The sequence below is a fragment of the Gordonia sp. (in: high G+C Gram-positive bacteria) genome, assembly GCF_047600385.1.
GTDB lineage: Bacteria > Actinomycetota > Actinomycetes > Mycobacteriales > Mycobacteriaceae > Gordonia.
In genome coordinates this window covers 2,416,903-2,440,195 of sequence record NZ_JASGKZ010000001.1, presented here as the reverse complement: position 1 = coordinate 2,440,195, position 23,293 = coordinate 2,416,903, and the positions used below count along the sequence as shown (strand labels likewise).

23 protein-coding genes, 2 tRNA genes, 1 pseudogene and 1 riboswitch are annotated in these 23,293 nt (G+C 69.1%); of the genes and pseudogenes, 10 read left to right on the top strand and 16 right to left on the bottom strand.

Features of this window, described 5'->3' with window-relative positions; all coding sequences use genetic code 11:
* Positions 1-27 precede the first annotated feature (27 nt).
* The 3 genes from fadD5 to QM809_RS10945 form a co-directional block, all read right to left on the bottom strand.
* Positions 28-1,638 carry a fatty-acid--CoA ligase FadD5 gene (gene fadD5, locus QM809_RS10955; protein ID WP_415047060.1) on the bottom strand — a complete coding sequence of 537 codons (1,611 nt, stop codon included), beginning with the start codon at positions 1,636-1,638 and terminating at the stop codon, positions 28-30.
* 97 nt (positions 1,639-1,735) lie between these two features.
* The gene (locus QM809_RS10950) at positions 1,736-2,509 is read right to left on the bottom strand and encodes an enoyl-CoA hydratase-related protein (RefSeq protein ID WP_415045812.1); all 774 of its coding nucleotides are present in this window, start codon (positions 2,507-2,509) and stop codon (positions 1,736-1,738) included.
* Between the two features lie 179 nt (positions 2,510-2,688).
* On the bottom strand, positions 2,689-3,615 hold the full coding sequence (locus QM809_RS10945; RefSeq protein WP_415045810.1) for a hypothetical protein: 927 nt from the start codon (positions 3,613-3,615) through the stop codon (positions 2,689-2,691).
* Positions 3,616-3,747: 132 nt separating this feature from the next.
* Here QM809_RS10945 and QM809_RS10940 point away from each other — a divergent pair, with 132 nt between their 5' ends.
* From QM809_RS10940 to QM809_RS10920, 5 genes are all read left to right on the top strand, one after another.
* On the top strand, positions 3,748-4,887 hold the full coding sequence (locus QM809_RS10940; RefSeq protein WP_415045808.1) for an acyl-CoA dehydrogenase family protein: 1,140 nt from the start codon (positions 3,748-3,750) through the stop codon (positions 4,885-4,887).
* Positions 4,877-5,596 (top strand): GntR family transcriptional regulator, encoded by a 720-nt coding sequence (locus QM809_RS10935; RefSeq protein ID WP_415045807.1) that lies wholly within the window; start codon positions 4,877-4,879, stop codon positions 5,594-5,596. Before QM809_RS10940 ends, QM809_RS10935 begins: the two co-directional genes overlap by 11 nt.
* Before the next feature lie 54 nt (positions 5,597-5,650).
* Positions 5,651-5,723, top strand: a tRNA-Asn gene (locus tag QM809_RS10930).
* 299 nt (positions 5,724-6,022) lie between these two features.
* Entirely contained in the window at positions 6,023-6,415 is a 393-nt protein-coding gene (locus tag QM809_RS10925) for a hypothetical protein (protein ID WP_415045806.1), read from the top strand.
* Positions 6,416-6,558: 143 nt separating this feature from the next.
* Entirely contained in the window at positions 6,559-7,326 is a 768-nt protein-coding gene (locus QM809_RS10920) for a hypothetical protein (RefSeq protein WP_415045804.1), read from the top strand.
* Positions 7,327-7,407: 81 nt separating this feature from the next.
* On the opposite strand, the gene QM809_RS10915 is transcribed toward QM809_RS10920, so the two are convergent.
* Entirely contained in the window at positions 7,408-8,859 is a 1,452-nt protein-coding gene (locus QM809_RS10915) for a flotillin family protein (RefSeq protein ID WP_415045803.1), read from the bottom strand.
* 68 nt (positions 8,860-8,927) lie between these two features.
* Positions 8,928-9,341 (bottom strand): hypothetical protein, encoded by a 414-nt coding sequence (locus QM809_RS10910; RefSeq protein WP_415045802.1) that lies wholly within the window; start codon positions 9,339-9,341, stop codon positions 8,928-8,930.
* Between the two features lie 451 nt (positions 9,342-9,792).
* Between QM809_RS10910 and QM809_RS10905 the strand changes: the two genes are divergently transcribed.
* On the top strand, positions 9,793-9,996 hold the full coding sequence (locus QM809_RS10905) for a cold-shock protein (protein WP_105942823.1): 204 nt from the start codon (positions 9,793-9,795) through the stop codon (positions 9,994-9,996).
* Positions 9,997-10,111: 115 nt separating this feature from the next.
* Here the strand turns inward: QM809_RS10905 and QM809_RS10900 are convergent, their stop codons facing one another.
* Positions 10,112-10,666: an MOSC domain-containing protein gene (locus tag QM809_RS10900; protein ID WP_415045799.1), complete on the bottom strand. Its 555-nt coding sequence runs from the start codon at positions 10,664-10,666 to the stop codon at positions 10,112-10,114.
* 67 nt (positions 10,667-10,733) lie between these two features.
* Here QM809_RS10900 and QM809_RS10895 point away from each other — a divergent pair, with 67 nt between their 5' ends.
* Together QM809_RS10895 and QM809_RS10890 are read left to right on the top strand one after the other, a co-directional pair.
* Positions 10,734-11,354, top strand: coding sequence for a TetR/AcrR family transcriptional regulator (locus tag QM809_RS10895; protein ID WP_415045797.1), 621 nt, complete (start codon positions 10,734-10,736; stop codon positions 11,352-11,354).
* The gene (locus tag QM809_RS10890) at positions 11,351-13,021 is read left to right on the top strand and encodes an MDR family MFS transporter (RefSeq protein WP_415045796.1); all 1,671 of its coding nucleotides are present in this window, start codon (positions 11,351-11,353) and stop codon (positions 13,019-13,021) included. The genes QM809_RS10895 and QM809_RS10890 overlap by 4 nt, the downstream gene beginning before the upstream one ends.
* On the opposite strand, the gene QM809_RS10885 is transcribed toward QM809_RS10890, so the two are convergent.
* Entirely contained in the window at positions 12,999-13,913 is a 915-nt protein-coding gene (locus QM809_RS10885) for a VOC family protein (protein ID WP_415045795.1), read from the bottom strand. The two genes, QM809_RS10890 and QM809_RS10885, sit on opposite strands and share 23 nt — an antisense overlap.
* Before the next feature lie 103 nt (positions 13,914-14,016).
* On the opposite strand from QM809_RS10885, the gene QM809_RS10880 reads away from it, so the two are divergent.
* Positions 14,017-14,745, top strand: a complete 729-nt coding sequence (locus QM809_RS10880) for a hypothetical protein (RefSeq protein ID WP_415045794.1) — start codon at positions 14,017-14,019, stop codon at positions 14,743-14,745.
* Between the two features lie 97 nt (positions 14,746-14,842).
* Here QM809_RS10880 and QM809_RS10875 read toward each other — a convergent pair whose 3' ends face one another.
* The 3 genes from QM809_RS10875 to QM809_RS10865 all read right to left on the bottom strand — a co-directional run bounded on the left by QM809_RS10875 (position 14,843) and on the right by QM809_RS10865 (position 16,848).
* Positions 14,843-15,619 (bottom strand): 3-oxoacyl-ACP reductase, encoded by a 777-nt coding sequence (locus QM809_RS10875; RefSeq protein WP_415045793.1) that lies wholly within the window; start codon positions 15,617-15,619, stop codon positions 14,843-14,845.
* A 38-nt stretch (positions 15,620-15,657) separates the two neighbouring features.
* Positions 15,658-15,771, bottom strand: a riboswitch (TPP riboswitch).
* Positions 15,772-15,975: 204 nt separating this feature from the next.
* On the bottom strand, positions 15,976-16,428 hold the full coding sequence (locus QM809_RS10870; RefSeq protein WP_415045791.1) for a flavodoxin family protein: 453 nt from the start codon (positions 16,426-16,428) through the stop codon (positions 15,976-15,978).
* Between the two features lie 84 nt (positions 16,429-16,512).
* Positions 16,513-16,848: a carboxymuconolactone decarboxylase family protein gene (locus QM809_RS10865; protein WP_415045790.1), complete on the bottom strand. Its 336-nt coding sequence runs from the start codon at positions 16,846-16,848 to the stop codon at positions 16,513-16,515.
* A gap of 450 nt (positions 16,849-17,298) precedes the next feature.
* On the opposite strand from QM809_RS10865, the gene QM809_RS10860 reads away from it, so the two are divergent.
* The gene (locus QM809_RS10860; protein WP_415045789.1) at positions 17,299-17,463 is read left to right on the top strand and encodes a hypothetical protein; all 165 of its coding nucleotides are present in this window, start codon (positions 17,299-17,301) and stop codon (positions 17,461-17,463) included.
* Positions 17,464-17,576: 113 nt separating this feature from the next.
* On the opposite strand, the gene QM809_RS10855 is transcribed toward QM809_RS10860, so the two are convergent.
* From QM809_RS10855 to QM809_RS10830, 6 genes and pseudogenes are all read right to left on the bottom strand, one after another.
* Positions 17,577-17,650, bottom strand: a tRNA-Ile gene (locus tag QM809_RS10855).
* Positions 17,651-17,695: 45 nt separating this feature from the next.
* Positions 17,696-18,262 carry an NINE protein gene (locus QM809_RS10850; protein WP_415045788.1) on the bottom strand — a complete coding sequence of 189 codons (567 nt, stop codon included), beginning with the start codon at positions 18,260-18,262 and terminating at the stop codon, positions 17,696-17,698.
* Between the two features lie 87 nt (positions 18,263-18,349).
* Positions 18,350-20,341: an OPT family oligopeptide transporter gene (locus tag QM809_RS10845; RefSeq protein ID WP_415045787.1), complete on the bottom strand. Its 1,992-nt coding sequence runs from the start codon at positions 20,339-20,341 to the stop codon at positions 18,350-18,352.
* A gap of 76 nt (positions 20,342-20,417) precedes the next feature.
* The gene (gene dnaG, locus QM809_RS10840) at positions 20,418-22,319 is read right to left on the bottom strand and encodes a DNA primase (RefSeq protein WP_415045786.1); all 1,902 of its coding nucleotides are present in this window, start codon (positions 22,317-22,319) and stop codon (positions 20,418-20,420) included.
* Positions 22,320-22,570: 251 nt separating this feature from the next.
* Positions 22,571-22,861, bottom strand: coding sequence for a hydroxyisourate hydrolase (locus QM809_RS10835; RefSeq protein WP_415047059.1), 291 nt, complete (start codon positions 22,859-22,861; stop codon positions 22,571-22,573).
* Positions 22,862-22,984: 123 nt separating this feature from the next.
* Positions 22,985-23,293: pseudogene (locus QM809_RS10830) on the bottom strand (2-oxo-4-hydroxy-4-carboxy-5-ureidoimidazoline decarboxylase); the annotation flags it as partial.

Genomic DNA, 23,293 nt, shown 5'->3' with positions numbered 1-23,293 from the left:
TCAGCGTATCGCCTGCCGAGTCCCGGTTCAGCGCGCCAGGCCCGCGTCCGCGCTGCCGAACTCCTCCCGCAGCCGCGGTTTCACGACCTTGCCGCCGGCGTTGCGCGGCAGCACGTCGACGACGACGAGGTGCTTCGGATGCTCGAAACGCGCCAGTCGTTCGTCGAGATACGGTTCCAGCTCCGCTAGGGTCGGCGGTTCGACGCCCTCGGCCGGGACGACGACGGCCACCGGCACCTCGCCCCACTTCTCGTCCGCGCGGCCGATGATCGCCGCCTCCCGGATCTTCGGATGCGCGAACAGGACGTTCTCCACCTCCGCGCAGTAGATGTTCTCGCCGCCGGAGATGATCATGTCCTTGGCGCGGTCGACCACGTAGAGGAAGCCTTCGTCGTCCTGCCGCACCAGGTCGCCGGAGTGGAACCATCCGCCGTGGAACGCCTCCCGCGTCCCCTCGGGGTTCTGCCAGTAGCCGGCCATCAGGTTGGGGCCGCGGTAGACGATCTCGCCCACCTCGCCGCGCGGGACGTCGTCCATCGCGGGGTCGACGATCCGGGCCGTCACCGCGGGCACCACCTTGCCGATGGAGCCGACCTTTCTCAGCGCGTCCTTCCCGTCCATCACGCAGGTCAGCGGGCTCATCTCGGTCTGTCCGAAGACCGCGATGTTCATCGCCTCCGGGAAGGTCTCGTTCATCGCGTTCAGGACGGTGTCCGAGGCCGGGGCCGCACCCCACGAGATCACCCGGAGGTTCAGGTCGCGCGGGCGGGCCCGCTGGGCGGCGCAGACCAGCTGCCACTGCGCCGGGACCAGGAAGAGCGTGGTGGTGCGCTCGGCCTCCAGGACGTCGAGCAGCACGTCGGGGTCGAATTCGCCGAGCGGGTGGATCACCGTCGGGATGCCGACGTAGAACGCCGGTGCCATGGCCCCGAGTCCGGCGATGTGGAACAGCGGCGCCGCCACCGAGACCACGTCGTCGGCGGCGGTGTGGAACGCCTGCATGGCGATCACCGTCTGCGCCTGCATGTTCTGGTGGGTCAGTATCGCGCCCTTGGGCTTCCCGGTGGTGCCCGAGGTGTACATGATGAGGGCGACGGACTCCTCGGGGACGTCGACGGCGGGGAGGTCGGACTCCTCGGCCACGAGGTCGTCGTACTTCAGCCCGCCGCCGTCCTCGGCAGCCCTGTCGTCCTCTGCAGCGCCGTCGTCCTCTGCTCCGACGACGATCAGGGTGCCGACGGTGCCGGTGAGGTCCGCGACGGCGTCGGCGAGCGGTGCCAGGAGCGTCTCGGTGACGATCACCTCCGCGCCCGAGTCCCGCACCAGGAACGCGATCTCCGGCGGTGCCATCCGGATGTTGACCGGGACCGCGATCGCGCCGAGCAGGTTCGCGGCGAACACCGTCTCGACGTATTCGGTCCGGTTGAGCATCAGCACCAGGATCCGGTCGCCGAAACCCACTCCGCGACGATGCAGGGCCGCGGCGAGTCGATGCGTCCGGTCGTCGAGTTGCGCCCAGGTGGTCTCCCGATCACCGGATCTCAGCGCGACCTCGTCGGGTCTCATCCGTGCGTGCCGTCGTACCTGGTTGTTCCAGTGGTTGCGGCGGGACCGGATCGGTTCGGAATCGAGGGTCATGCCGAGGGGGTTCGTCACGGGGCGGCTCCTGGGTCGGGGACGGTGGACCGCCGTCGGCCGTCGGCCGGTGCGGCGAGTCCGGGGTGCGGGCGGGCGTTCAGTGCCGAGCGGCGAACGCGGCGATCGCGGCCTGGAACTGCGGTGACTGCAGCAGTTCGGTCTGGCCTTCGATCTCGCGGGCGATCGCGTCGTCGTATCGGTCGAGGGTCGCGCCGTCGAGGGCGGCCTTGGTCAGGCGCAGCGCCGCGGGCGACGACGCGATCAGCCGTTGCGCGGCACGTTCGACGACGACGCCGAGCTCCTCCGGCCGGTCCGTCACGCCGTTGATCAGGCCGCCGTCGTAGGCCTCCCGGGCTCCGAGCTTCTCGCCGAGCAGCGCCATCGCGTTGGCGCGCGCCCGGCCGAGCGAGGCGGCGAACGTCGCGTTCGCCCCGCCGTCGGGCATCAGGCCGATCCGGACGAAGGCGAGCAGGAAGTAGCTGCGGGCGCTGGCGTAGATCAGGTCCGCGGCCACCGCGAGCGAGGCCCCGATGCCCACCGCGGGACCGTCGACGGCGGCGATCACCGGCACGGGCAGGGCCCGGACCGCGCCGATCAGCCGGGAGCCGTTCTCGATGACGGCGCGGGCGGCGGCCTCGTCGTACCCGCCCGCGGCTCCGGCGAGCATGCCGGTGACGTCGGCGCCGGAGCAGAACGCTCCCCCGCGCCCGGACAGGACGACCACACGGACGCGCTCGTCGTCGGCCCAGGTCGTGCAGAGTTCGATGATCCGCGCGGACGAGCCGCCGCCGAGCGCGTTGCGCTGCTCCGGCCGGTCGATCTCGAGGCGGGCGATTCCGCGCTCGTCGATCCCGCTCCAGATCCCGTCCACGCACTCTGGCCGCACCGTCGAACCCCGCTTCTCCAGACTGTGTTGCGAGTCACGCTAACACCGGGGTGATCGGGGTACGAACGTTTCCAGATTCTTGCGGGAAGCACCCCGATGCCGTGCCCGGAGAGCACGACGCCCCCGCTCGCACGGGACGAGGCGGGGGCGCGGCGGGAAACGGCTCAGAGGGTGAGGAGTTCGTCCACCAGCCAGCGGTCGCCGTCACGCTCCAGGGTGATCTTCACGCGAGTCTGATACTCCAGACCCTCCTCTCCCGCCGACGGCAGTTCCGGGGAGGTGACCTTCTGATCGAGCGCCACCAGCACCACGGCTCTGGTCTCGGTGAGCGACTCCAGGCCGGCCGTGACGGCCGTGCCGACCGACGACGCCTTGGCCACGTCGTTGCCGCGACGCGCCTCCTGCGACGCCTTGATGTACTTGTCGGCGAAATCCTTGGTGGAGACCTCGCGGATCTTCTTGTCGAGCGCCGCGTACTTCTCCGGCGAGTAGGTCACGATCTGCGCCGAATACTTCTTCGCATCGCTCAGAGCCGAGCGGCCCAGCTCCGAGTCCGGGCCGAGACCGTCCGACGACGAGGCGTACAGGTACCCGAGCACGCCGGTCGCGATCGCGAGGACCGCCGCGAGCGCGGCGAGCCCGATCACGAGGGTCCGCTGGTCGCGCCCGCCGGGCTTGCGGCGGGCGCGAGGTTTGGCCGCCACCTTGCCCGGCACGCGAGAGGGATCGATCTCCTCCTCGGCGTCGTCCCCCTCCGCGGTCTCGTCGTCTTCGTCGAGATCGTCGTCCTCGCCGTCGCGGGCGGCGCGCTTGGCGGCCTCCTCCTCCCGCACCCGGCGGTTCTCGACGAGGATCGCATCGCGTTCCTCCTGGGTCAGGGACTTGGTCGGCACGATCTTGGTCCGCCGCACCGCCGCGGCCGCGGCATTGGCCGGTTCGACGGTCTCGTCCGCGGCGTCCTCGTCTCCGGCCTCGTCGGGTTCCCCGGACTCGGGCGCATTGGACTCGATCGCGTCGTTCTCGGTCGCCTCGACCGTGTCGTCGGCCGCGGTGGTCTCGGCGGGATCGGCATCGCCAGAACTGGTGGACATGGCGACCAATCTAACGCGCCGAGCTGAGGACGAGCCCACTCGCTCCCGCGCACCGGATCTCCCGAAACACTCCGCAGGGATTTCCTATCACATATATGTGATAGGAATCATCTCATCGATCCGGGAGCCACCATGGTCGCCTTCACCCCCGAACAGTCCGCCTTCGCCCAGGCCGTCAGCGACTTCTGCAAGCGCGAGGCGGGTACCCGCGCCCAGCGCGACGCCTGGACGGACGACGGTCGGGAACCCCACTCGCAGGAGCTGTACCGCAAGATGGCCGCCTTCGGCTGGGCCGGCATCAACGTCGCCGAGGAGTACGGCGGCGCGGGCGCGGGCAATGTGGAGCTGTGCATCTTCCTGGAGGAGGCCATGCGCGGGCAGGCCCCGATCGGCGGGATCGGCCCCACCCTGATCACCGCCGCCGCCTACGAGAAGTTCGCCCCCGAGGAGATGAAGCGCGCGGTGCTGGCCGGGGTCGTCGCCGGCGATGCGCTCTCGATCTCGATGTCCGAGCCCGAGGCCGGCTCCGACGTGGGCGCCCTCACCTGCCGCGCCGACAAGGTGGACGGCGGCTGGCTGATCAACGGCCAGAAGACGTGGTGCTCGTGCGCGCACTACGCGTCGTCGATCCTGTTGATCGCGCGCACCGACCGCTCCGGCGCCAAACACGAGGGGCTCACCCAGTTCCACATCCCGGCCGGTATCGAGGGTCTCCGCGTCAACCCGATCGACACCCTGGGCGGCAGCGAGGTGAACGACCTGTACTTCACCGACTGCTTCGTGCCCGACGAGAACGTGGTCGGACGGGTCGGTGACGGGTGGACCCAGTTGATGGCCGGATTGAACACCGAACGTCTGATCCTGGCCGCCATGCAGTTGGGGGTGGCCGAGCGGTCGTTCGGCGACACCCTGAAGTTCATCAGGGAGCGCAAGCAGTTCGGTCGACCGGTCGGCACGTTCCAGGCGCTGCGGCATTGGATGGCCGACCACGCCACCGAGATCGCCGCGACCAAGGAGCTGATCTACTCCCTCGCCAAGGTCTCCGACGAGAACCCGGGCCAGATGATGCCACGCGAGGCGTCGATGGTGAAGCTCAAGGCCACCGAGGTGAGCAAGGCGATGACGATCGACGGCATGCAGATGATGGGCGGCTACGGTTACGCCAAGGAGTTCGACGCCGAGCGGCTCATGCGCGGCGCGATCATCTCCACCGTCTTCGGCGGCACCAACGAGATCCAACGCGACATCATCGGGAAGACCTATGGCCTCTGACTCCCCCGCCCCCGGTGGTCCGCTCCGCCTGGGGCGTCGTCCGCAGCTGTCCGAGGAGGTCGCCGCGATCCTGCGGCACAAGATCATGACGGCCGAGTTCGCCCCCGGCGACCCGATCCGCATGGACGAGACCGCCGTCGACCTCGGGGTGAGCGTGACCCCGGTCCGCGAGGCGCTCCTCACCCTGCGCGGCGAGGGCATGGTGAGCAGCGCCCCGCACCGCGGGTACGTGGTCTCCGACCTCTCGCGAACCGACGTCGAGGACGTCTTCTGGCTGCAGGGCCAGGCCGCCGCCCGGATCGCGCGACGCACGGCGCAGATGATCGACGACGATCACCTCGCCGCCCTCGCCGAGGCGAACCGTGTGCTGCGCGACGCCGTGGCGGCCGCCGATCCGGCGGCGATCGCCGCGGCGGAGTACGAGTTCCACCGCACGCACAATCGGATCAGCGGCAGCGGAAAACTCGCCTGGTTCCTGCAGTCGGCGACCCGCTACACGCCGCACCGGATGTACGCGACCGACCCGGAATGGGCCCGGGTCGCGCTCGCCAGTCACGAACAGCTGATCGCCGCCTACGCCGCGCGGGATCCGGAAGCGGCGGCCGCGGCGATCGGTCTTCAGTTCACCGACGGCGCCGCGCGTCTGATCGCCCACCTGCAGACCACGGACATCTGGAAAAATGCCCCTGACCACCCGTTTTGTTACTGACGAGAGTATGCGCTAGAGTTTCATCTCGGTTCGGAAAGAACAAAAACAAAACATTCCCCCATAGCTCAATTGGCAGAGCAGCCGACTGTTAATCGGCAGGTTATTGGTTCGAGTCCAATTGGGGGAGCATAGTTCAAGCAGTTCAGCCCCGGTTTTCACCGGGGCTGACCTGTTTTTCGAGCACCGTGTTTTCTGCGGAACTCCTCTCCCATCGACTCTCGTTCCCTCCCCACCAGTCGAGCCCCGTCGCCTTCTCGCCGATAGATTGCCTTCTCACCGAGAGAGCGCCCCCTCGCTGGTCGAGCGAAGTCGAGACCACACTCCTCGCCACACCGAGCCGCCCGGTTTCGACCACCCGGCCCCGTCGTCATGCGCTAGCCTCCCAGTACACCGCACATTCGCGGATGTCACAGGAGGTCGCCCACGATGACCCTCTCCCCTCGCGGACTCGCCACCGCGGCGATCGCCGTCGTCACCGTCGCCGCCGCCCTGACCGGCACCGATGTCGCCGCGGGCGAAGCCTCCGCGAAGATCGACAGCGGGAAGTATCGCTGGCACACCGTGGGCGAACCCCGATCCAAGGACGTCACCGTCCGGATCCGGGGCAAGAACTTCGTCGTGCGTTTCGGCCCCGGCGGCCGGGAACGGACCCTGTGCCGGATCCGGCACACCAGGACCGGCGGCCGGGTGGCCTGCCCGACGATCTTCGGGAAGCCCAACGTCATCCCGTTCGTCAAGAGGGGCGATCGGTACGTCGCCACCGACAAGAGCACCGGCATGACGGTGAGCTACCTGTACCCGTCGCGCCGACGTCGCTGACCCCGCCGCGGTACCCCTGCGGTACCTCCGTCGTCGTGGGCCCTCCGTGGGCCCTACCGAACGGAAACCCCCCGACGATCAGACCGGCACCGCCTCGAATACGTTTTCGTATTCTTGTCACCGCCCGCTGTTAGCCTCACCGCATGAATCCTCGAGACATTCCCGACGACGCGATCGTGATCTCCCGACGAGACCTGGACCAGGGCGGTCCCGTAGACCTCTTCTCGTCGCTCCACGACGTCGTTCGGCGCCTCCGCTCAGCGCTGATCCACGACGACGAGATCAGCCCCGTCGTGTTCGAGTACACGGACGTGTACGTCTACACGATCATGGTCATGGACGACGGCGGTCACAGCGACTACGCCGGTAACTACCTGCACGGTGCCGACGAGTGCGGCGTCACGGGTCATGCCGTGCGCGAATGCGCGCGGGTCAGGGCCGGGATCGAAGCCCTCGGCAGACCCGCCGCGCTCGAGGTGTGGGATCGTTTCGTGGCCGTCGAGAACGGGCCGAACGACGAATACCGCCTACGAAACGACAGATTCACCGAGCTCGACGACCAGTTCGACTGGGACCTGCAGAAAGCGAACGTCGAGCGCCTGCTCGCCCACCCGAAACTCGTCGTCCTCGACAATGACCAGATCGACGAGTACGTCGCCGCCCGCAAGGAACGCTCGAACTACGAAGCACGCCGCCGGAACGCTTTCGCCGCCCTGCCCTCGGACCTGCTCGAGGAGATGACCCGGTTCGAGAAGAGAGCAGACCTCGTTTGGGCGACGGGGTCGAAAACCGTTGACGGCACCCCGGTGAAGACGTACCACCTCCGCACGCAGGACCCGAGCAGGCCCACCGGCGGCGCACTCCTCGAATTCCCCGACGGCACGTTCCGGTACGAACCGCCGCAGTGGTGAGTCCCGACCGGACCCACCGAGACCAGAGACCCCGCGAACATCGGGGTTCGCGGGGTCTCGTCGGCGCTCGGCTCGGAAGGCCTACCTCTTCTCGGCTTCGCCCTTCGTGCCGTCACCGTTCGCCATGGAGTCGAGGTTCCCGGTCATGCCGGTGAGCACGCCGCCCAGGTCGATGCCGGTGGCCTCCTTGAGTGCGGGCAGCAGCTGGGAGACCCCGCCGACGACGGATTCGGTCACCGCGGAGGTGTCCTTGCCGACCAGCGTGATCGACGCACCCGAGAGCGGTTCGGCCGCCGCCCCGACGATCGCCGGGAGACCGTTGACGACCAGTTCGAGCTGACCGACCTCGTCGAGCTTGGCCAGCGCCTCGGCCCGTTCCTCGATGGCCTGGGCCTCGGCGGCGCCCTTGACGCGGATGGACTCGGCCTCGGCCGCGCCGCGCAACTTGATGGTCTCCGCGTCGGCGGTGCCGCGCACGCGGATCGATTCCGCTTCGGCCTGCGAGGCGGCGATGCGGGCGGCCTTGTCGGCCTCACCGCGCAGCTGCACGGTGCGGGCCTCGGCCTCGGCGCGGGCGATCTGCTCCACCTTGGCGGCCTCGGCGCGCTCGGCGGCGGCCTGCCGTTCGGCCTGCGCCGGGCGGATCACCTCGGCGTCGAGCTGCGTCTGCCGCAGTTCGGCCTGCCGGGCGGCGACCTCGTTGTCCTTCTCGGTCTGGATCAGCCGGCGCTCGGCCTCGGCCAGCGGCTTGGCGGCGTCCGCCTCGGCCGCGGCCCGCTCGGTGATCTTGCGGGCCTCCTGACGTTCGACGTCGAGCTGTCGCTGCTGCTCGATGACGGCCTGGTCGTTGGCGATCTGCGCCTGCTTGGCGATGCGGTCCTGCTCCGCGGCGACGCGATCGCTGTCGGCCTTGGCGACCGACCGCGCATTGGCGGCGATCTTCGCCTGTTCGGCGCGCTCGGGGGCGGCCAGGTCGGCGAAGTACTTGCCGTCGGCGTCCTCGACTTCGAGGATGTTGAAGGCGTCGAGCACCAGTCCCTGCACGCGGAGGTTCTCGGCGACCTGGCCGCGGACCTGCGCGGTCAGCTTCTCGCGGTTGGTGAGCACCTCTTTGGCGGTCATGGTGCCCACGATCGAGCGCAGTTCGCCGGAGAGCTGGTCGATGGCCTGGTCCTCGATCTTGTCGAGGTCGTCGGTGAAACGCGGGCCGGCGCGCAGGATGTCCTCCGGCTCATCGCCGACCTTGACCAGGGCCATCGCCTGGATGTTGAGCTTGATGCCGTCCTGAGCCGGCGTCTGGGTGCGCAGGTCGGCCTTCACCGACGACAGCGAGACGCGGGTGGCCTTCTGCACGACGGGCAGCACGAAGGTTCCGGTGCCCTTGTAGACCTTGCCGCGGGCGCCCTTACCGGTGCCGGTGACGATGAACGCCTCCTCCGCGCCGGGGACGCGGTACCGCGACACCAGGCCGAGGACGGCGGCGACGATCACGACCACCACCAGGGCGATGACGATGACGAGTGAACTGCTCAAACGATTCCCTTTCTCTCGTGACAGGGTCCAGCGGTTCTATGAGGTCTAGATTCTGCGAGGTCTCGGGGTCAGGGCCGGTCGAAGACCGCGACCTCCCACGCGGTGGGCGCGGCCGGGTCGGCCGTGTCCGGCGCGGGGCCGATGACGTAGGCGTCGGCTCCCGGGGCGAGTGCGTCGTCGCGGGTCACGACGGTGAGGTCGACGGTGCCATTGGGCGTGGTCGCCGTCGCGACGCCGAGCCCACCGGGACGGACCGGTTCGACGATGCGGACCCGGGTTCCGGCGCCGATGACCGTCTGCACGGATTCCCGTCCGCTGCGGTGCAGCCAGCGCAGGACCGGCCACAGGATCGCCGCCAGAAGGACTCCGGCCCCGAGGGCCAGAGCGGTCGCCGCCCCGGCTCCGCCGCCCGTGGCGAGGACGATGCCGGCCGCTCCGGTCGAGACCGCGACGACGGGCAGCAGAAGCGCCAGCAGACCCACGCCGTCGTCGAGTTCGACGTCCAGCCCCAGATCGACACCGACCGACGACAGAATCGTCGGAATCAGACATGTTCCCGCGATGACGAGCAGGATGAGCGGTGCGATCTCGGCCCCCTTCTCTATAAATATTCAGTTAGAAGTATAACATACGTCGCTTTCGGGGGATTTCCGGCTATCGCCCGCGACACCGCTTCGGCCCGGACGGCCCGCTTCGCCCACCGACAGGCCCGGCGACCTCAGCGGAGATTCACATCTGGGCGAGGAGCACGAAACCCCGCCCGACACGCCTCTCACCAGCGGAATGACGAACCCGGCCGCCACCGATGCGACCCGGCGCCCCAGGCGGATTCGCATGTTCCTGTTTCCAATTCGGCGCCGGTGTGGAAGAGTGGTGTCCGCAGGTGACGATCACGTCCCTGCGTTCCAGATACACAGAATGGTAGTAACAAGCGTGGCACAAGGCACCGTCAAATGGTTCAACGGCGAAAAGGGCTTCGGCTTCATCGCCCCCGACGGTGGAAGCGAAGACATCTTCGTCCACTTCACCTCGATCAACGGTAGCGGCTTCCGCAACCTCGAAGAGGCACAGCGCGTCGAGTTCGACGTCGAGCAGGGCGCCAAGGGCCCGCAGGCGACGAACGTCACCGCTCTCTGAGCTAGACCTCAACACGAACGCCCCGGCATTCCGCCGGGGCGTTCGTGCATCCGCGGGGGCCGTTCAGGCCGCCCGCCCCGCACTCGGGACGGTCGGCCCGCTTTCCCAGCGACCCCTACTTCCCGACGAACGCCTCCGCGATCGTCGGAGTCCCCTCCGGCCGTTCCACGACCTCGACCGCATCCCCGGACGACACCGTGCCGCGCCGCACCACGCGCAGATACGCGCCCGGCCTCCCCGCCGCGGTGAACCGCTTCACCCAGCCGCGCTCATCGTCGCCGCCGACTCGTCGCGCGAACGTCTGGCACGGGATCCGCGGCTTGGTCACCTCCACGACCAGCTTCTCGCCGATCCGCCACCGCTCCCCGATCCGCGCGCCGGACACGTCGACGCCGACCGTCCGCAGGTTCTCGCCGTACCAGCCGGGCGGCGTCTCCCGGCCGAGCTCGCCGACCCAGTGCTCGGCGTCCTCCTCGGCGTACACGTACAGGGCCTGTTCCAGGCCGCCGTGGTGCTGCCGGTCGGCCTGCACGTCGGCGTACAGCCCGTAGTCGCCGACCTTCACCGGACCGTCGACCACGCGTTTGTCGATCGCGGTCACGCCGGCCTTCCCACCCGGATCGGGCAGCAGCTGATGGACGACGCACACTCCGAGCACTCGTGCAGACATGGCCCCCAGCCTACGTCGGCACGACGACCCCTTGCCGAAATACTTACACCAGTGCAATAATGCACTAATGCAAGATTGTGACGGCGTGCGCGACCGGAAACGCGCGGACACCTCCCGGCGGATCCACGAGGCCGCCGTCGAACTCGCCCTCCGCGACGGACTCACCGCCGCCACCGTGAGCGACATCGCCGAACGCGCGGACATCTCCCGCCGCACCTTCTTCAACTACTACCCCTCCAAAGAAGACGCGGTCCTGGGCATCCAGGAGCCCAAGATCCCCCGGCAGGCGCTCGAGACGTTCCTCCGCCCACCGGCCCCGGACGACGAGGCCCGCCGCGACCGCGTCCTCCAGGCGGTCCACCTGACCATGGCGACGATGGCCTCCGTCGGACCCCGGACCAGCCCGCAGGTGCGCCGCATCGTCACCGCCCACCCCGAACTGGTCGACCGCGTCCGGGCGCATCGGATGGCGACGCAGGACGTCCTGATGTCCGTCCTGTCCGAGCGGCTGGCCGACCAGGACGCCACGCCCACCGCGGCCGACAGCGCCCGCGCGCTGGTCCTCCTGTCGACGGCGGTCCTCCGATTCGCCTTCGACGACGAACCTCCCCTGTTCGACGACCCCGATCCCGGCGTCATCGAGAAGGCCCTCACCGCATTCCGCACAGCTCTGAAAGAAGTCCGATGACCGAATCCCCCGCCTCGGCGACGCCGCCGTCCGACGCATCCGTCGCGACGACACCGGAGAAGACCTCCGGCGATCGCCAGATCCTCTTCCTGTTCATCGGTCTGATGATCACGATGCTCCTGGCCTCGCTGAACCAGACCGTGCTGTCCACGGCCCTGCCGACCATGGTCGGCGAACTCAAGGGCGTCGACCTGATGACCTGGGTGATCGCCGGCTACCTGCTGGCGACCACCATCGTGATGCCGATCTACGGCCGGATCGGCGACCTGTTCGGTCGCAAACCGGTGATCCTCGCCGCGATCGTGATCTTCATCGGCGGCTCGATCCTCGGTGCGCTCGCGCAGAACATCGACGTGCTGATCGCGGCGCGCGTGATCCAGGGCCTCGGCGGCGGCGGCCTGATGGTGCTGTCCCAGGCGGCGATCGCCGACGTCGTTCCGGCGCGTGACCGCGGTCGCTACATGGGCATGATCGGCGCCGTGTTCGCCGTCTCGTCGGTCGCCGGACCGCTGCTCGGCGGCTGGCTCACCGAGGGCCCGGGCTGGCGCTGGGCGTTCTGGATGAACATCCCGCTGGGCATCGTCGCGATCGCCGCCTGCACCGTCTTCCTCAAGCTCCCCACGCGCACGCACGACGAGCGGCCGCCGCTCGACTACCTGGGCATGATCCTGCTCGGCGCGGCGACCACCACCCTGGTGCTCATCACCACCTGGGGCGGCACCACGTACGCGTGGGGATCGTCGACGATCCTCGGCCTGGCCGCGGCCACCGTGGTGCTCGCCGTCGCGTTCTGCTGGGCCGAGACCCGCGCGGTGCACCCGATCATCCCGCTCGCGCTGTTCAAGGACCGAAACTTCAGCCTGGCGACGCTCGCCGCCCTGATGATCGGCATCGCGATGTTCGGCGCCCTCGGCTACATGCCGACCTACATCCAGATGGCCCTCGGGGTCAGCGCGACCGTCGCGGGCCTGCTGATGATCCCGATGATGGGCGGACTGCTGGTCGCGTCGATCTCGTCGGGCCGCGTGGTCAGCCGGACCGGCCGCTACAAGATCTTCCCGATCGTCGGATCGGTGGTCATCGGTGTCGGGCTGGCGCTGCTGTCGACCCTGCACATCGAGAGCCCCACCTGGCTGATGTGCCTCTACCTGGGCATCACCGGCATCGGCATCGGCCTGGCCCTGCAGATCCTCACCCTCATCGTGCAGAACTCGTTCCCGGGCGGCCGGATCGTCGGCACCGCCACCGCGGCCACCAACTACTTCCGCCAGGTCGGATCCACGCTCGGCGCGTCGATCGTCGGCGCGATCTTCGCCAGCCGCCTGATCAGCCGCCTCGAAGAGAAGCTCGGCGCCATGTCGTCGAGCGGTGAGGTGGCCGAGGAGAGCAAGCATCTGACCCCGGGGATGATCAACCACCTCCCCGGCCCGATGCGCGACCTGGTGATCCACGCCTACAACGAGGCCCTGCTGCCGATCTTCCTGTTCCTGGTCCCGGTCGCCGTGATCGCCCTGATCGCGCTGCTCTTCGTCGACGAGCGGCCGCTGGCCACCCGGGTGCAGGACGACGTCCCCGCCGAGTCCCTCGCCGAAGGCCAGCTGCTGGAGTCGTCGGAGCCGCCGACCGTGACGGCGGGAACGAACGCTACTTCGGGAAGTCGGCGATGACGATCTTCTTCATCGCCAGCATCGCGCCGTAGGCCTCCGGGCTCGCCATCAGCGAGCCCATCTCCTCCGGCACGATCTGCCAACTGAGGCCGAACTCGTCGGCGCACCAGCCGCACTGTTCGGCCTCGGGGACGGCGGAGAGGGCTTCCCAGCAGCGGTCGATCTCGGCCTGATCGGCACAGTTCACCTGGAGGCTCACCCCGCAGGTGAACGAGAAGTCCCGGGGTTCGGGGGAGTCGACGGCGGTGAACCACTGCCCGGCGAGCCGGAAGTCGCCGAACATCACCGAATCGGCGCGCACCGCTCCGGTCGCCGTCGAATAGTCGACGATCATGCCGACGCCGGAGTCGTCGAACAGCGACGTGTACGCGGCGATCGCGGCCTTGGCCCGGTTCTGCGCGGCCCCGCAGAACAGCAGCGACGGTATGACGAACGGCCGCGGCTCACCGTCGGGATGAGTGAGGATCAGCTGCCAGGTGACGCCGTACCGGTCGCGGATCCAGCCGTAGCGGGGGCTGAAGGGGTACTCGTCGAGTTCGGCGAGGACCTCGCCTCCGTCGCCGAGTCCGGCCCAGACCGCCTCGAGGGTCGCGGCCGCGTCGGGGTCGCGCGACGGATCGAAGTTCAGCATGAAGCTGATCGACTCGTTCGGGGCGAACTCCGGGCCGGCGTTGATCAGGACGATCCGGCAGCCCCCGTCCTCCGCCGACTCGCCGACGACGATCTCCGCGGTGAGCGGCTGCCCCGCCAGGGCCTTCTGGAAGTCGGGAAGACCCTCCTCCGGATACCGCATGAGGACCCGACCGGAGGTGTCCGGCAGCACCCGCGCATAGTGTTCGGCGGCCTCGGCCGCGGTTCCGTCGAACCAGATGTTCGGCACGATCTTCTGCATTTCGGGTTCCTCCGATGAGCCTGGACGTGGCATATGTCTCCATTCTGGCCCTCGGATACGACAGATTTCCCGATCGTGTCAATCAACGTTGTACCGTTTAGGCATGAGCAACGTGGCTGAGAAGGGTAAAGGTCGACTGTCGTCGGTGGCGGGTCAGGCGACTTCGCTGGTGACGCGTGCTGCGGGAGCCGCCACCCAGGCGGCCTCGCTCCCCGCGGGCAAGGCGATCGACGCCGCGCGATCACTCAACCCGGTCCAGAGCGCCCCCACCCCCGTCGACGGTGTCGGCGCCGCCAACAAGCTGCTGCGGCAGCTCGGCATCAGCGCCTTCACGCCGAGCCTCGGCCTGAGCACCGACCTCACGCTCCCGGTCGGCGTCGGCGGCGCCGTCGCCGGACCGTACACCCCGGGCATCGGCAATCTGAACATCGCGGGCATCAGCGTCAACGCCGTCCGGCGCGGCGAGATCCTGTGCGGTTTCGTGCCGGTCGGGGTCTTCGCCGACTTCGGCGACAAGTCCGGCCTGCACGTGGCGTGGTTCAACCTGAACACCCTGCAGGGCGGGCTCGACGCGCCGCTCGGCGGCATGATCGACACCGTGCTCGACGCCGTCAAGAGCCACATCAAGGCCGCGCCGATCCCCGCCGCCACCTACAACACCCCGATCAACACGCTCAAGCGTGCGCTCTCGATCGTGCCGTCCAACGGTGTGCGCGGCGGCGTCGTCCAGACCGGCCCCGGCCTGGTGCTGTGTGCGGTGTACGGCACCGTCAAACGCGGCAACGCCACCTACTTCTTCTTCCCGTCCATCGGGATCACCGAGGCGCGCTGAGTCCGTCGCCGCTCCGGCGTCGACCCCGACCACGATCGGGCCCGCCTCCCGCACATCGCGCGAGGCGGGCCCGATCCGTCTCCGGAGAACTCCGGGTTCAGCCCTTCACCAGACCGCCGTCGACGATGAGGTTCTGCCCCGTGACACCCCGCGCCCACGGAGAAGCGAAGAAGAGCACCGCGTCGGCGAGCTGTTCCGGCGCGGTGACCGCGCGCAGCGGCGTCCCCGCGGCGATCGCATCGAACACCGCCTCCGGAGTGGCCGCCGAGGCGTCGGTGGTACGCAGCAGCCCGCCGGAGACCATGTTGACCGTGATCCCCTCCGGCCCGAGGTCGTCGGCGAAGGTCCTGGTGAGCGAGAGCAGCGCGGCCTTCGAGGCGGTGTAGTCGTGGTAGGGCACCACCGGGTACTGGAACAGGTTGGTGCCGATGTTGATCACGCGGCCGAAGCCGGCCTCGGCCATGGCCGGGCGGGCCGCCTGGATCACGTTGAGCGGGCCCTGGACGGACCCGGCGAACTGGGCGGCGAAGTCGTCGTATCCGATCTCGGCCGCCTTCGGCCGACCGTCCCCGTCGAACGCGAAGTCGACCAGGGCGTTGTTGACGACGGTGGTGACCGGTCCGCCGAAGTGCGCGGCGGCCGTGGCCAGCAGGGCCTCCACCCGAGCGCGGTCGCGCACGTCGGCCTGCACCGCCAGCGCACGATCGGGGTGTTCGGCGGCGAGCGCTTCGGCCGCCTCCTGCGAGGAGCGGTAGTCGATCACCACGCGGGCGCCCGCGTTCAGGAAGGCGCGGGAGATCGCGGCGCCGAGGCCGCGGGCGCCGCCGGTCACGACGACGATCTGCTCTGCGAGCGGGAGGACGGGGTTCGGCATGGGGGTGGGAGCCTCTCGGGAAGAGGCGAAGGCAAGCCTGAATGGACGTCGGACATTCCCTTCGCCAGTGCTAACTGGATCAGGTTCGACGGGTGTGTTCTCAGCCGTCCGCACCGGTCGTCCGGTCACGGGCGGCACCCCGTGTCACGACGTCCATCCCACCACGGCCGACACCCGCGCACAACAGCGCCTTCGGATCTGTGAGACGTTCGGCTGCTCCGTCAACGCGCACCGACTGCCGCCCGCGTATCACCGCGGCACCCGGGCTTCCCGCATCGCGCACCCGTCGTATCCCGGGCCGAGGAGGAACGCCGTGGCGAGTCGCCTCTAAGGGGAGCGGAGAGCCGTCGACCCGGTCAGCGCAGACCGGCGGCGAAGGCTCGGGCGGCGGCGAGGTCGTCGTCGTTCGGCCTGGCCCGGCCAATGCCGCCGACCAGCTTGAACGGCCCCCACGTGTCGAGGCCGCGGCACAGGAAGGTTCCGGCGACGTCGTACCCCTTGGCCGCCAGTCGGTCGGCGAACCGGCGGGTGTACCGGGCGAAAGGCGGCTCGGGCGTGCCGCTGGTGCCGAACACGAACGCCCGGCCGCGCTCGGCGACGGGCAGCGAGTCCACGAGGGCGTTCAGATCGGGGTGGAAGGCGAAGTCGTAGACGCCGGAACCGAACCCGACGAGGTCGTACCCGTCGAGTCCGGGGGCGGCGATCTGTGCGGGTTCGACGACGAGACAGCCCAGTTCAGCGGCCATCTCGTCGGCGACCCGCCGGGTGTTTCCATGCGCGACGGACGAACAGACGAGGAGCGCTTTCATGCCCTCCTGCCTACCAGGTCCGTCGACGACGTGCCGGAGTCCTCACTCCCCCGCCCCGATCCCGAGGCCGGGCCCGCGCTGCGGTCAGTCCTCGGTGCCGAAGAACTTCAGCGCCTGGAATCCGTGCGTCAGTCCGCCGCCCGCGCGGAGAGCGGTCGCGATCATGATCGCCTCGGTGACCTCCTGCTCGGTGGCCCCCGCCTTCGCCGCGGCCTTGCTGTGCGCCTCGATGCAGTAGGGGCACTGCGTCGTCAGGGCGACGGCGATCGCGATCAACTCGCGGTACTTGGCCGGCAGGACGTTGTCCTCGCCGCGCAGGGCCGCCTCGTCGAACGCGAGGAACGCCTTGAGCGAGTCCGGCGCGTTCTTGCCGACGGTCTTGGCGTAGGCCCAGTCCTCGGGGTCGTGGTAGTGCGACATGAGATTCCTTACGTCGGGAACGGTGTGCCCCGCGATCGTCTCGGGCCGTGCCCGGCGGAAGGGTGGTAACCGCCGGTAACTCTCCGATCGGGCAGGTCACAGACCATCGCCGTCCTTCGCCCGCAGGCGGCCGGTGTCCGGCAGTGGACGGACCCGAGAGCGCAGTCGTCGCCCCCGGGGACGAGGCGCCGCCCGGCGGTCGCAGCGTCTCTCCGGCTTCCAGCGACACCGGGCAGACAGGCTTCGAGGAGCTCATCCGATCCGGCCGTCCGCACGATGTCCGCGCCCTACGATGTGATCGACAGCACTCTCTGATCCAGAAGGGTTCACCATGGCCACTCGAACCCACCGGCCGGATCCCCCTCGCAGCCGTCGACGACGCGCCTCCCCGGACGTCGACGGCCGCCGATCGCGCCACCCGGTTCCCCCTCGACGACAGGAAGCCTTCACATGATCAACGACAAGGGCATTCAAGCGGGCCTCTCGGCGGCCGGAACCCTCGGCGCCGTCGGCACGGTGGCGTACAAACCCGTGCTGCTCGGATTCTGGACCGCGTGCGCAGGACTCTCCGCCGTCGCGGTCCTCACCGCGAAACGCCGACACGCACACGGGTGAGTCGACGCGCTGCCCTCTCCTCGAGCAGACGCCCATCTCGTCGAGCAGACACCGCACAGTGCAATCGGCCCGGGTCCACAGTGCCGAAGCGCTGTGAACCCGGGCCGATACGGTGGGGCCACCGGGGCTCGAACCCGGGACCAGCGGATTATGAGTCCGCGGCTCTAACCAACTGAGCTATAGCCCCCGAATGCCGGAACACACGAAGCATACCGGCAGTGATCGACGAAGATCAGTCCTGCAACTCGAACCCGGCGGCATCCCAATGCCACGAGGTGCCCGGTTTGGAGACCAGGATCAGGATGCCCTCGATAAGGCCCCAGATCGCGGAGACGAACGAGAACACACCGAACGAGAGCAGCGAGATCAGCAACTGCGCGATCGCCTTGCCCGTGTAGCCGAGGTAGAAGTTGTGCACCCCGAAGGCACCGAGCAGGATACCCAGGATACCGGCCACGATCTTCGACTTCTGCCCCACCTGCGCGGGCTGCCCGTAACCGGCGGGCACGGCTCCGTAGGGCTGCCCGTACGGCGCGGCGCCGGGCTGCCCCGCATACGACGGCCCCGCGTACGACGGCTGTCCGGGATGGGGTTGCTGTCCGGCGAACGGGTCCGGTGCCGGATACGACTGCTGCTGACCCGCCCACGGATCCTGTCCGGGGTACGGCTGACCGGCGGGCTGCTCGCCGACCGGTTCCCCGCTGACCGGTTCCCCGCTGATCGGTTCCCCGCCGGCGGGCTCCTGGTCGGCGGCGGGCTTCCTGAGATCCGGACCCTCAGGATTCGGCGGTGTGGTCATGGGACCCCTTCGTCGCGGTGGAGCATTCGGACGCGCCAAGCCTAGCGCAGTGCACCGACGGCGCCGCGCACCCGAATCGTCGAACGCCTACTCCGGTGCCGCCGCCGGCGGGCCGTCGTACGGCGCCGACGCCGTCTTGCGCACGGTGCGGTAGAGCCAGACGACGGCGCCGAGGAACACCGCGACCCCGATCACCTGCGCCCACGTGGCGTAACCCTCGCCGAGGAACGGGAGCGCCAGCGGCTCCTCCTTCCCCGAACCGGCGATGACGCCGGCGAACACGACGCCGTAGAGGCTCTCGCCCACGATCAGGCCGGTCGCCATCAGCACGCCGAGCCGCTTCTTGCGGTCCGCGTCGTCCGGATCGCGGTCGGCCCACTTCTCGTACGCACGGCCGATGAACGCGCCGAGCGGGATGATCAGCGTCAACGCCATCGGCAGGTACATGCCCATGCCGACGGCGAGCGGCGGCAGCCGGAAGCCGGTGGTCCGTTTCAGGACCTCGTCGACGACGATCACGACCGCACCGATCCCCACGCCGAGCCAGATCAGCCCCCAGTCCAGGCTGCTGCCGAAGACCCCCTCGGCGAGCGACGACATCAACGCCGCCTGCGGCGCGGCGAGCGCGTCGTCCTTGGCGTCGGGCGCCCCCTGGAAGCCGAACGCGGTGTTCATCAGGCCGAGCACCGGCGGGATCACCACGGCGCCGAAGCCGACGCCGATGATCAGCGCGACCTGCTGCTTCCACGGTGTCGCGCCGACCAGTTGACCGGTCTTGAGGTCCTGCAGGTTGTCGTTGGAGATGGTCGCGATGCCGAAGACCACCGCGGCGGTGAACAGCGTGTACGCGGTCATCGCGAGCGCCTCGTCCTCGCCGTCGGCTCCGTGCGTGGCCTTCAGCAGGACCGCCGCCAGCAGCACCACCAGGATGCCGACGCCGGAGATCGGGCTGTTCGACGACCCGATGAGTCCGGCCATGTATCCGCACACCGCGGCCACGATCAGGCCGATGAGCAGCACGAACACGATGCTGATCACGATCATGCCGCCCGAGTTCTCGGCGATCTCCGAGCCCTTGAGGAAGTCCCACAGCAGCCAGCCGATCGGGACCATCGCCAGCAGCACGGCGCCGCCGACGTACTGGATGGGGATGTCGCGCTCGGTGATGTCCACCAGCTGTCCGTCGCGCCGGGCCCGAGCGCTCCGGATCGATTCGACGATCCCGCGCACGATCGGCAGGATCAGCGTCAGCAGCGTCCAGACCGCCGCGACCGCGATGGCGCCCGCGCCGATGAACCGGACGTCGCCGGTGAAGATCGTGCTCACCTGGTCGAGCAGGTCGCCGTCTTTCAGCTCGCCCCAGGAGTGGACCGGCAACAGCACGAAGTACGAGATCACCAGGCCGACCAGCATCGCGACGCCGACCGACACGCCCACCAGATGTCCGACGCCGATGAGCGCCATGGACAGGCTCGCGCCCCACATCGTCGCACCGCTGCCGATCTTGACCGCTCCGGACACCGATCCGGCGATCGCCTTGAGCGAGACCAGCAGCGAGAGCGCCGCCGCAGTGAGCGCACCGGTCACGATCATTCTCATGCCGCCGCGGTTCTGCTCGGCGCCGACCTCGCTGTCGCCGACCTTGAGCACCTCCGCGGCCGCCACGCCCTCGGGATACGGGAGCTCGGAACCGGTCACCAGGACCCGCCGCAGCGGGATGGAGTACATGACGCCGAGGATGCCGCCGATCGCGCAGATCGCGACCGTCTCCCAGTACGGGAACCCGGTCCACCAGCCGATCATGATCAGGCCCGGCAGCACGAAGATGATCGCCGAGAGCGTGCCGGCCGCCGAGGCGATGGTCTGCACGATGTTGTTCTCGACGAGGGAGTGGTTCGCGAAGTACCGCAGCACCGACATCGAGATCACCGCCGCCGGGATGGCGGTGGCGAAGGTGAGGCCCACCTTCAGGCCGAGATACACGTTGGCCGCGGTGAAGACGAGGGTGATCAGGCCACCCAGGATCACACCCCGGAACGTGAGTTCCCGCAACGTCGAACTGCGTGCCGCACTGGTCATCCGCTCACCTTAGAACCGGCTGAGCGATCCCGTCCCGACACCCCCGGGAACGAAACGGAGAAATGCCGCGAGCAGGCTACCCGCTCTCTTCGAAGGCCTGCTCCAGCAGGCTCCGCCGATACGATTCGAGAGCGACGAGGTCGCCGAAGAGCGCGTTGTAGGCGTCCGGGTCGTTGCCCGGCGACATCCGCCGCAGCTTCGACTTCAGGTCCGCGATCTGCGCGCCGACCCACACCTCCTGCAGCCGCGCGAGCACGCTGTTGATGTAGCGCGGGATCTTGTCCTCGTCCACCGGGATGTCCTCGACCGCGAGCTCGGTCACCAACGGGGTCAGCGCGGGATCGTCGACGCCCTGGTTGATCGCGTCCACCCACGACGCCCCCGACAGCCCCGCCGCAGTACCGCCGATGTTCGCGATCGTCTGCCGCACCAGCGCGTACGCGGGTTCGCTGAAGCAGTCGGCGGGCAGCGAGTCGAAGACGCTGCCGGAGATCCCCGGATACTGGATCGCCGCCTTGAGGGCCTCCCGCTGCGGCCACAACCGCGGATCGTTCGGCAGCGGCCGCGCGCTCGGCGGCGGCAATGCGGCCTCCGGCGGGACGACACGCCCGGGCCGACGACCCCGGTCGTTCTGCCGACCGCCGCGCCCTCGCTTGGCCATGCCGCGCACCCGCGCGAGCACCTGACCGACGTCGTCCCAGCCGACCCAGCCGGCGAGCTGCCGCGCGTACTCGTCCCGCAGAGCGACGTCCCGGATCCGGGAGACCACCGGCACCGCATCGCGCAGCGCACCGACCCGGCCCTCGGCGCTGTCGAGGTCGTAACCGGAGAGGATCGCCTTGATCGCGAACTCGAACATCGGGATGCGGGTGGCGATCAGGTCGCGCACGGCGGCATCGCCGGAGCGCTGGCGCAGTTCACACGGATCCATCCCGTCCGGCGCGACGGCCACGAAGGTCTGTCCGGCGATCGACTGCTCCCCCTCGAAGGCCTTGAGCGCCGCCGCCCGGCCGGCCTCGTCGCCGTCGAACGTGTAGATCACCTCGCCGCGGAAGTACGAGTCGTCCATCATCAGCCGCCGGATCAGCGCGAGATGGTCCTCGCCGAACGCCGTGCCGCACGAGGCGACGGCGGTGGTGACCCCGGCCGTGTGCATGGCCATCACGTCGGTGTAGCCCTCGACGACCACCACCTGGTGGCTCTTGGCGATCTCGCGTTTGGCGAGGTCGAGCCCGAACAGCACCTGCGACTTCTTGTAGAGCATGGTCTCGGGCGTGTTCATGTACTTGCCGAGGTTGTCGTCGTCGTACAGCTTCCGGGCGCCGAAGCCGATCACGTCGCCCGCCAGATTCCGGATCGGCCAGAGGAGCCGCCGGTGGAACCGGTCGATCGGGCCCTTGCGCCCCTGTTTGCTCAGACCGGCCGCTTCGAGTTCGGCGAAGGCGAACCCCTGGGAGAGCAGGTTCTTGGTCATCGTGTCCCAGCCGGCCGGAGCGTAGCCGCAGCCGAACCGTTCGGCGGCGGCCTGGTCGAAACCGCGGTCGGTGAGGAAGTCGCGTGCCGTCGCCGCATCCGCGGTGCGCAGCTGCTCGGCGTAGTAGCGCTGAGCCGCCGCGTTGGCCGCGACCAGCCGGGCGCGGGTCCCGCGGTCGCGGACGATCGCGGTGCCGCCGCCCTCGTAGTCGATCCGGTACCCGATCCGATCGGCGAGCTGTTCGACGGCCTCGACGAAGCTGATGTGCTCCTGCTTCTGCAGGAAGGTGAAGACGTCGCCGCCCTCACCGCAGCCGAAGCAGTGGAAGTGCCCGTGATTGGGGCGGACGTGGAACGACGGCGTCTTCTCGTCGTGAAAGGGACACAGACCCTTCATGGAGTCGGCGCCGGCGCGGCGCAGGGCCACGTAGTCGCCGACGATGTCCTCGATCCGAGTCTGTTCACGGATGGCCGTGATGTCACGATCGGGGATTCTGCCTGCCACCGGACCAGTCTAGCCCCGAGGTGTGACAGGTGTTCGACGCCGCCGTCCGCCCCTCCGCCGGTCGAGTTCCCTCCTCGCTGGTCGAGCGGAGTCGAGACCACCCGCCCGCCACTCGAGATCTCGACTTCGCTCGATCGACGAAGACTTCGCTCGACCAACGAATAGAGTCCGACCTTTCGACAGTCGAACTCCTCTCCGCCGGTCGAGCCCCTCCTCGCTGGTCGAGCGGAGTCGAGACCGCGTTCCCGGCGTCAGCTGCCCCGGTAGGTCGAGTAGGCGAACGGCGAGAGCAGCAGCGGCAGGTGCACCTTGCCCGGCTTGAGGTTCATCGTGATCGAGACCACCGGGTACAGCCCGTCCGGGAAGTACTCGCCGGTGCCGAACACCGCGGTGTAGCGCCCGGACGGGACCGTCGCGAAGCCGGGGATCCGGCCGTCGCCGTTGGTCACCCCCGAGGCCACCTTGCCCTCGTGGCCGTACAGGTCCACGGCGATGCCGGCCGCCGGCCGCCCCGTCGTGGTGTCGAGCACATGCGTGGAGATCGAGGTGAGGTAGCCCCCGGACTGTTTGGCCGTCGCGGGCTCGCCGCCGAGGAGACTCGCCGTCCGGCGCGCGTTGATCTCGCCCAGCTCCGCGCGCAGCACCTCCATCTCCTGTTCGGGAGTGTTGCTCAGACGCGACACCAGGATGTCGTAGAGCTCCTCGGGGGCACGGCCCGCCGCGGCGACCAGGTACACGTGGCCGAACACCTCCTCGTACTCGCGGTTGGCGGCACGCATGCGGGCCAGGAACTCGTCACCGGACTCCAGCACGGCCGCCTGCTCCGACGACGATGCGGGCCCCTCCGACCGCTCCCCGATCCGCGGATGACCGTCGAGCGCCGCGAAGATCTCCGGCTCGGGCAGGTCGGCGACCAGTTCCCGCGCCAGTGAGGCCGCCCCTTCGGGACGGGCGAAAGGTCGTGCCGCGAGCAT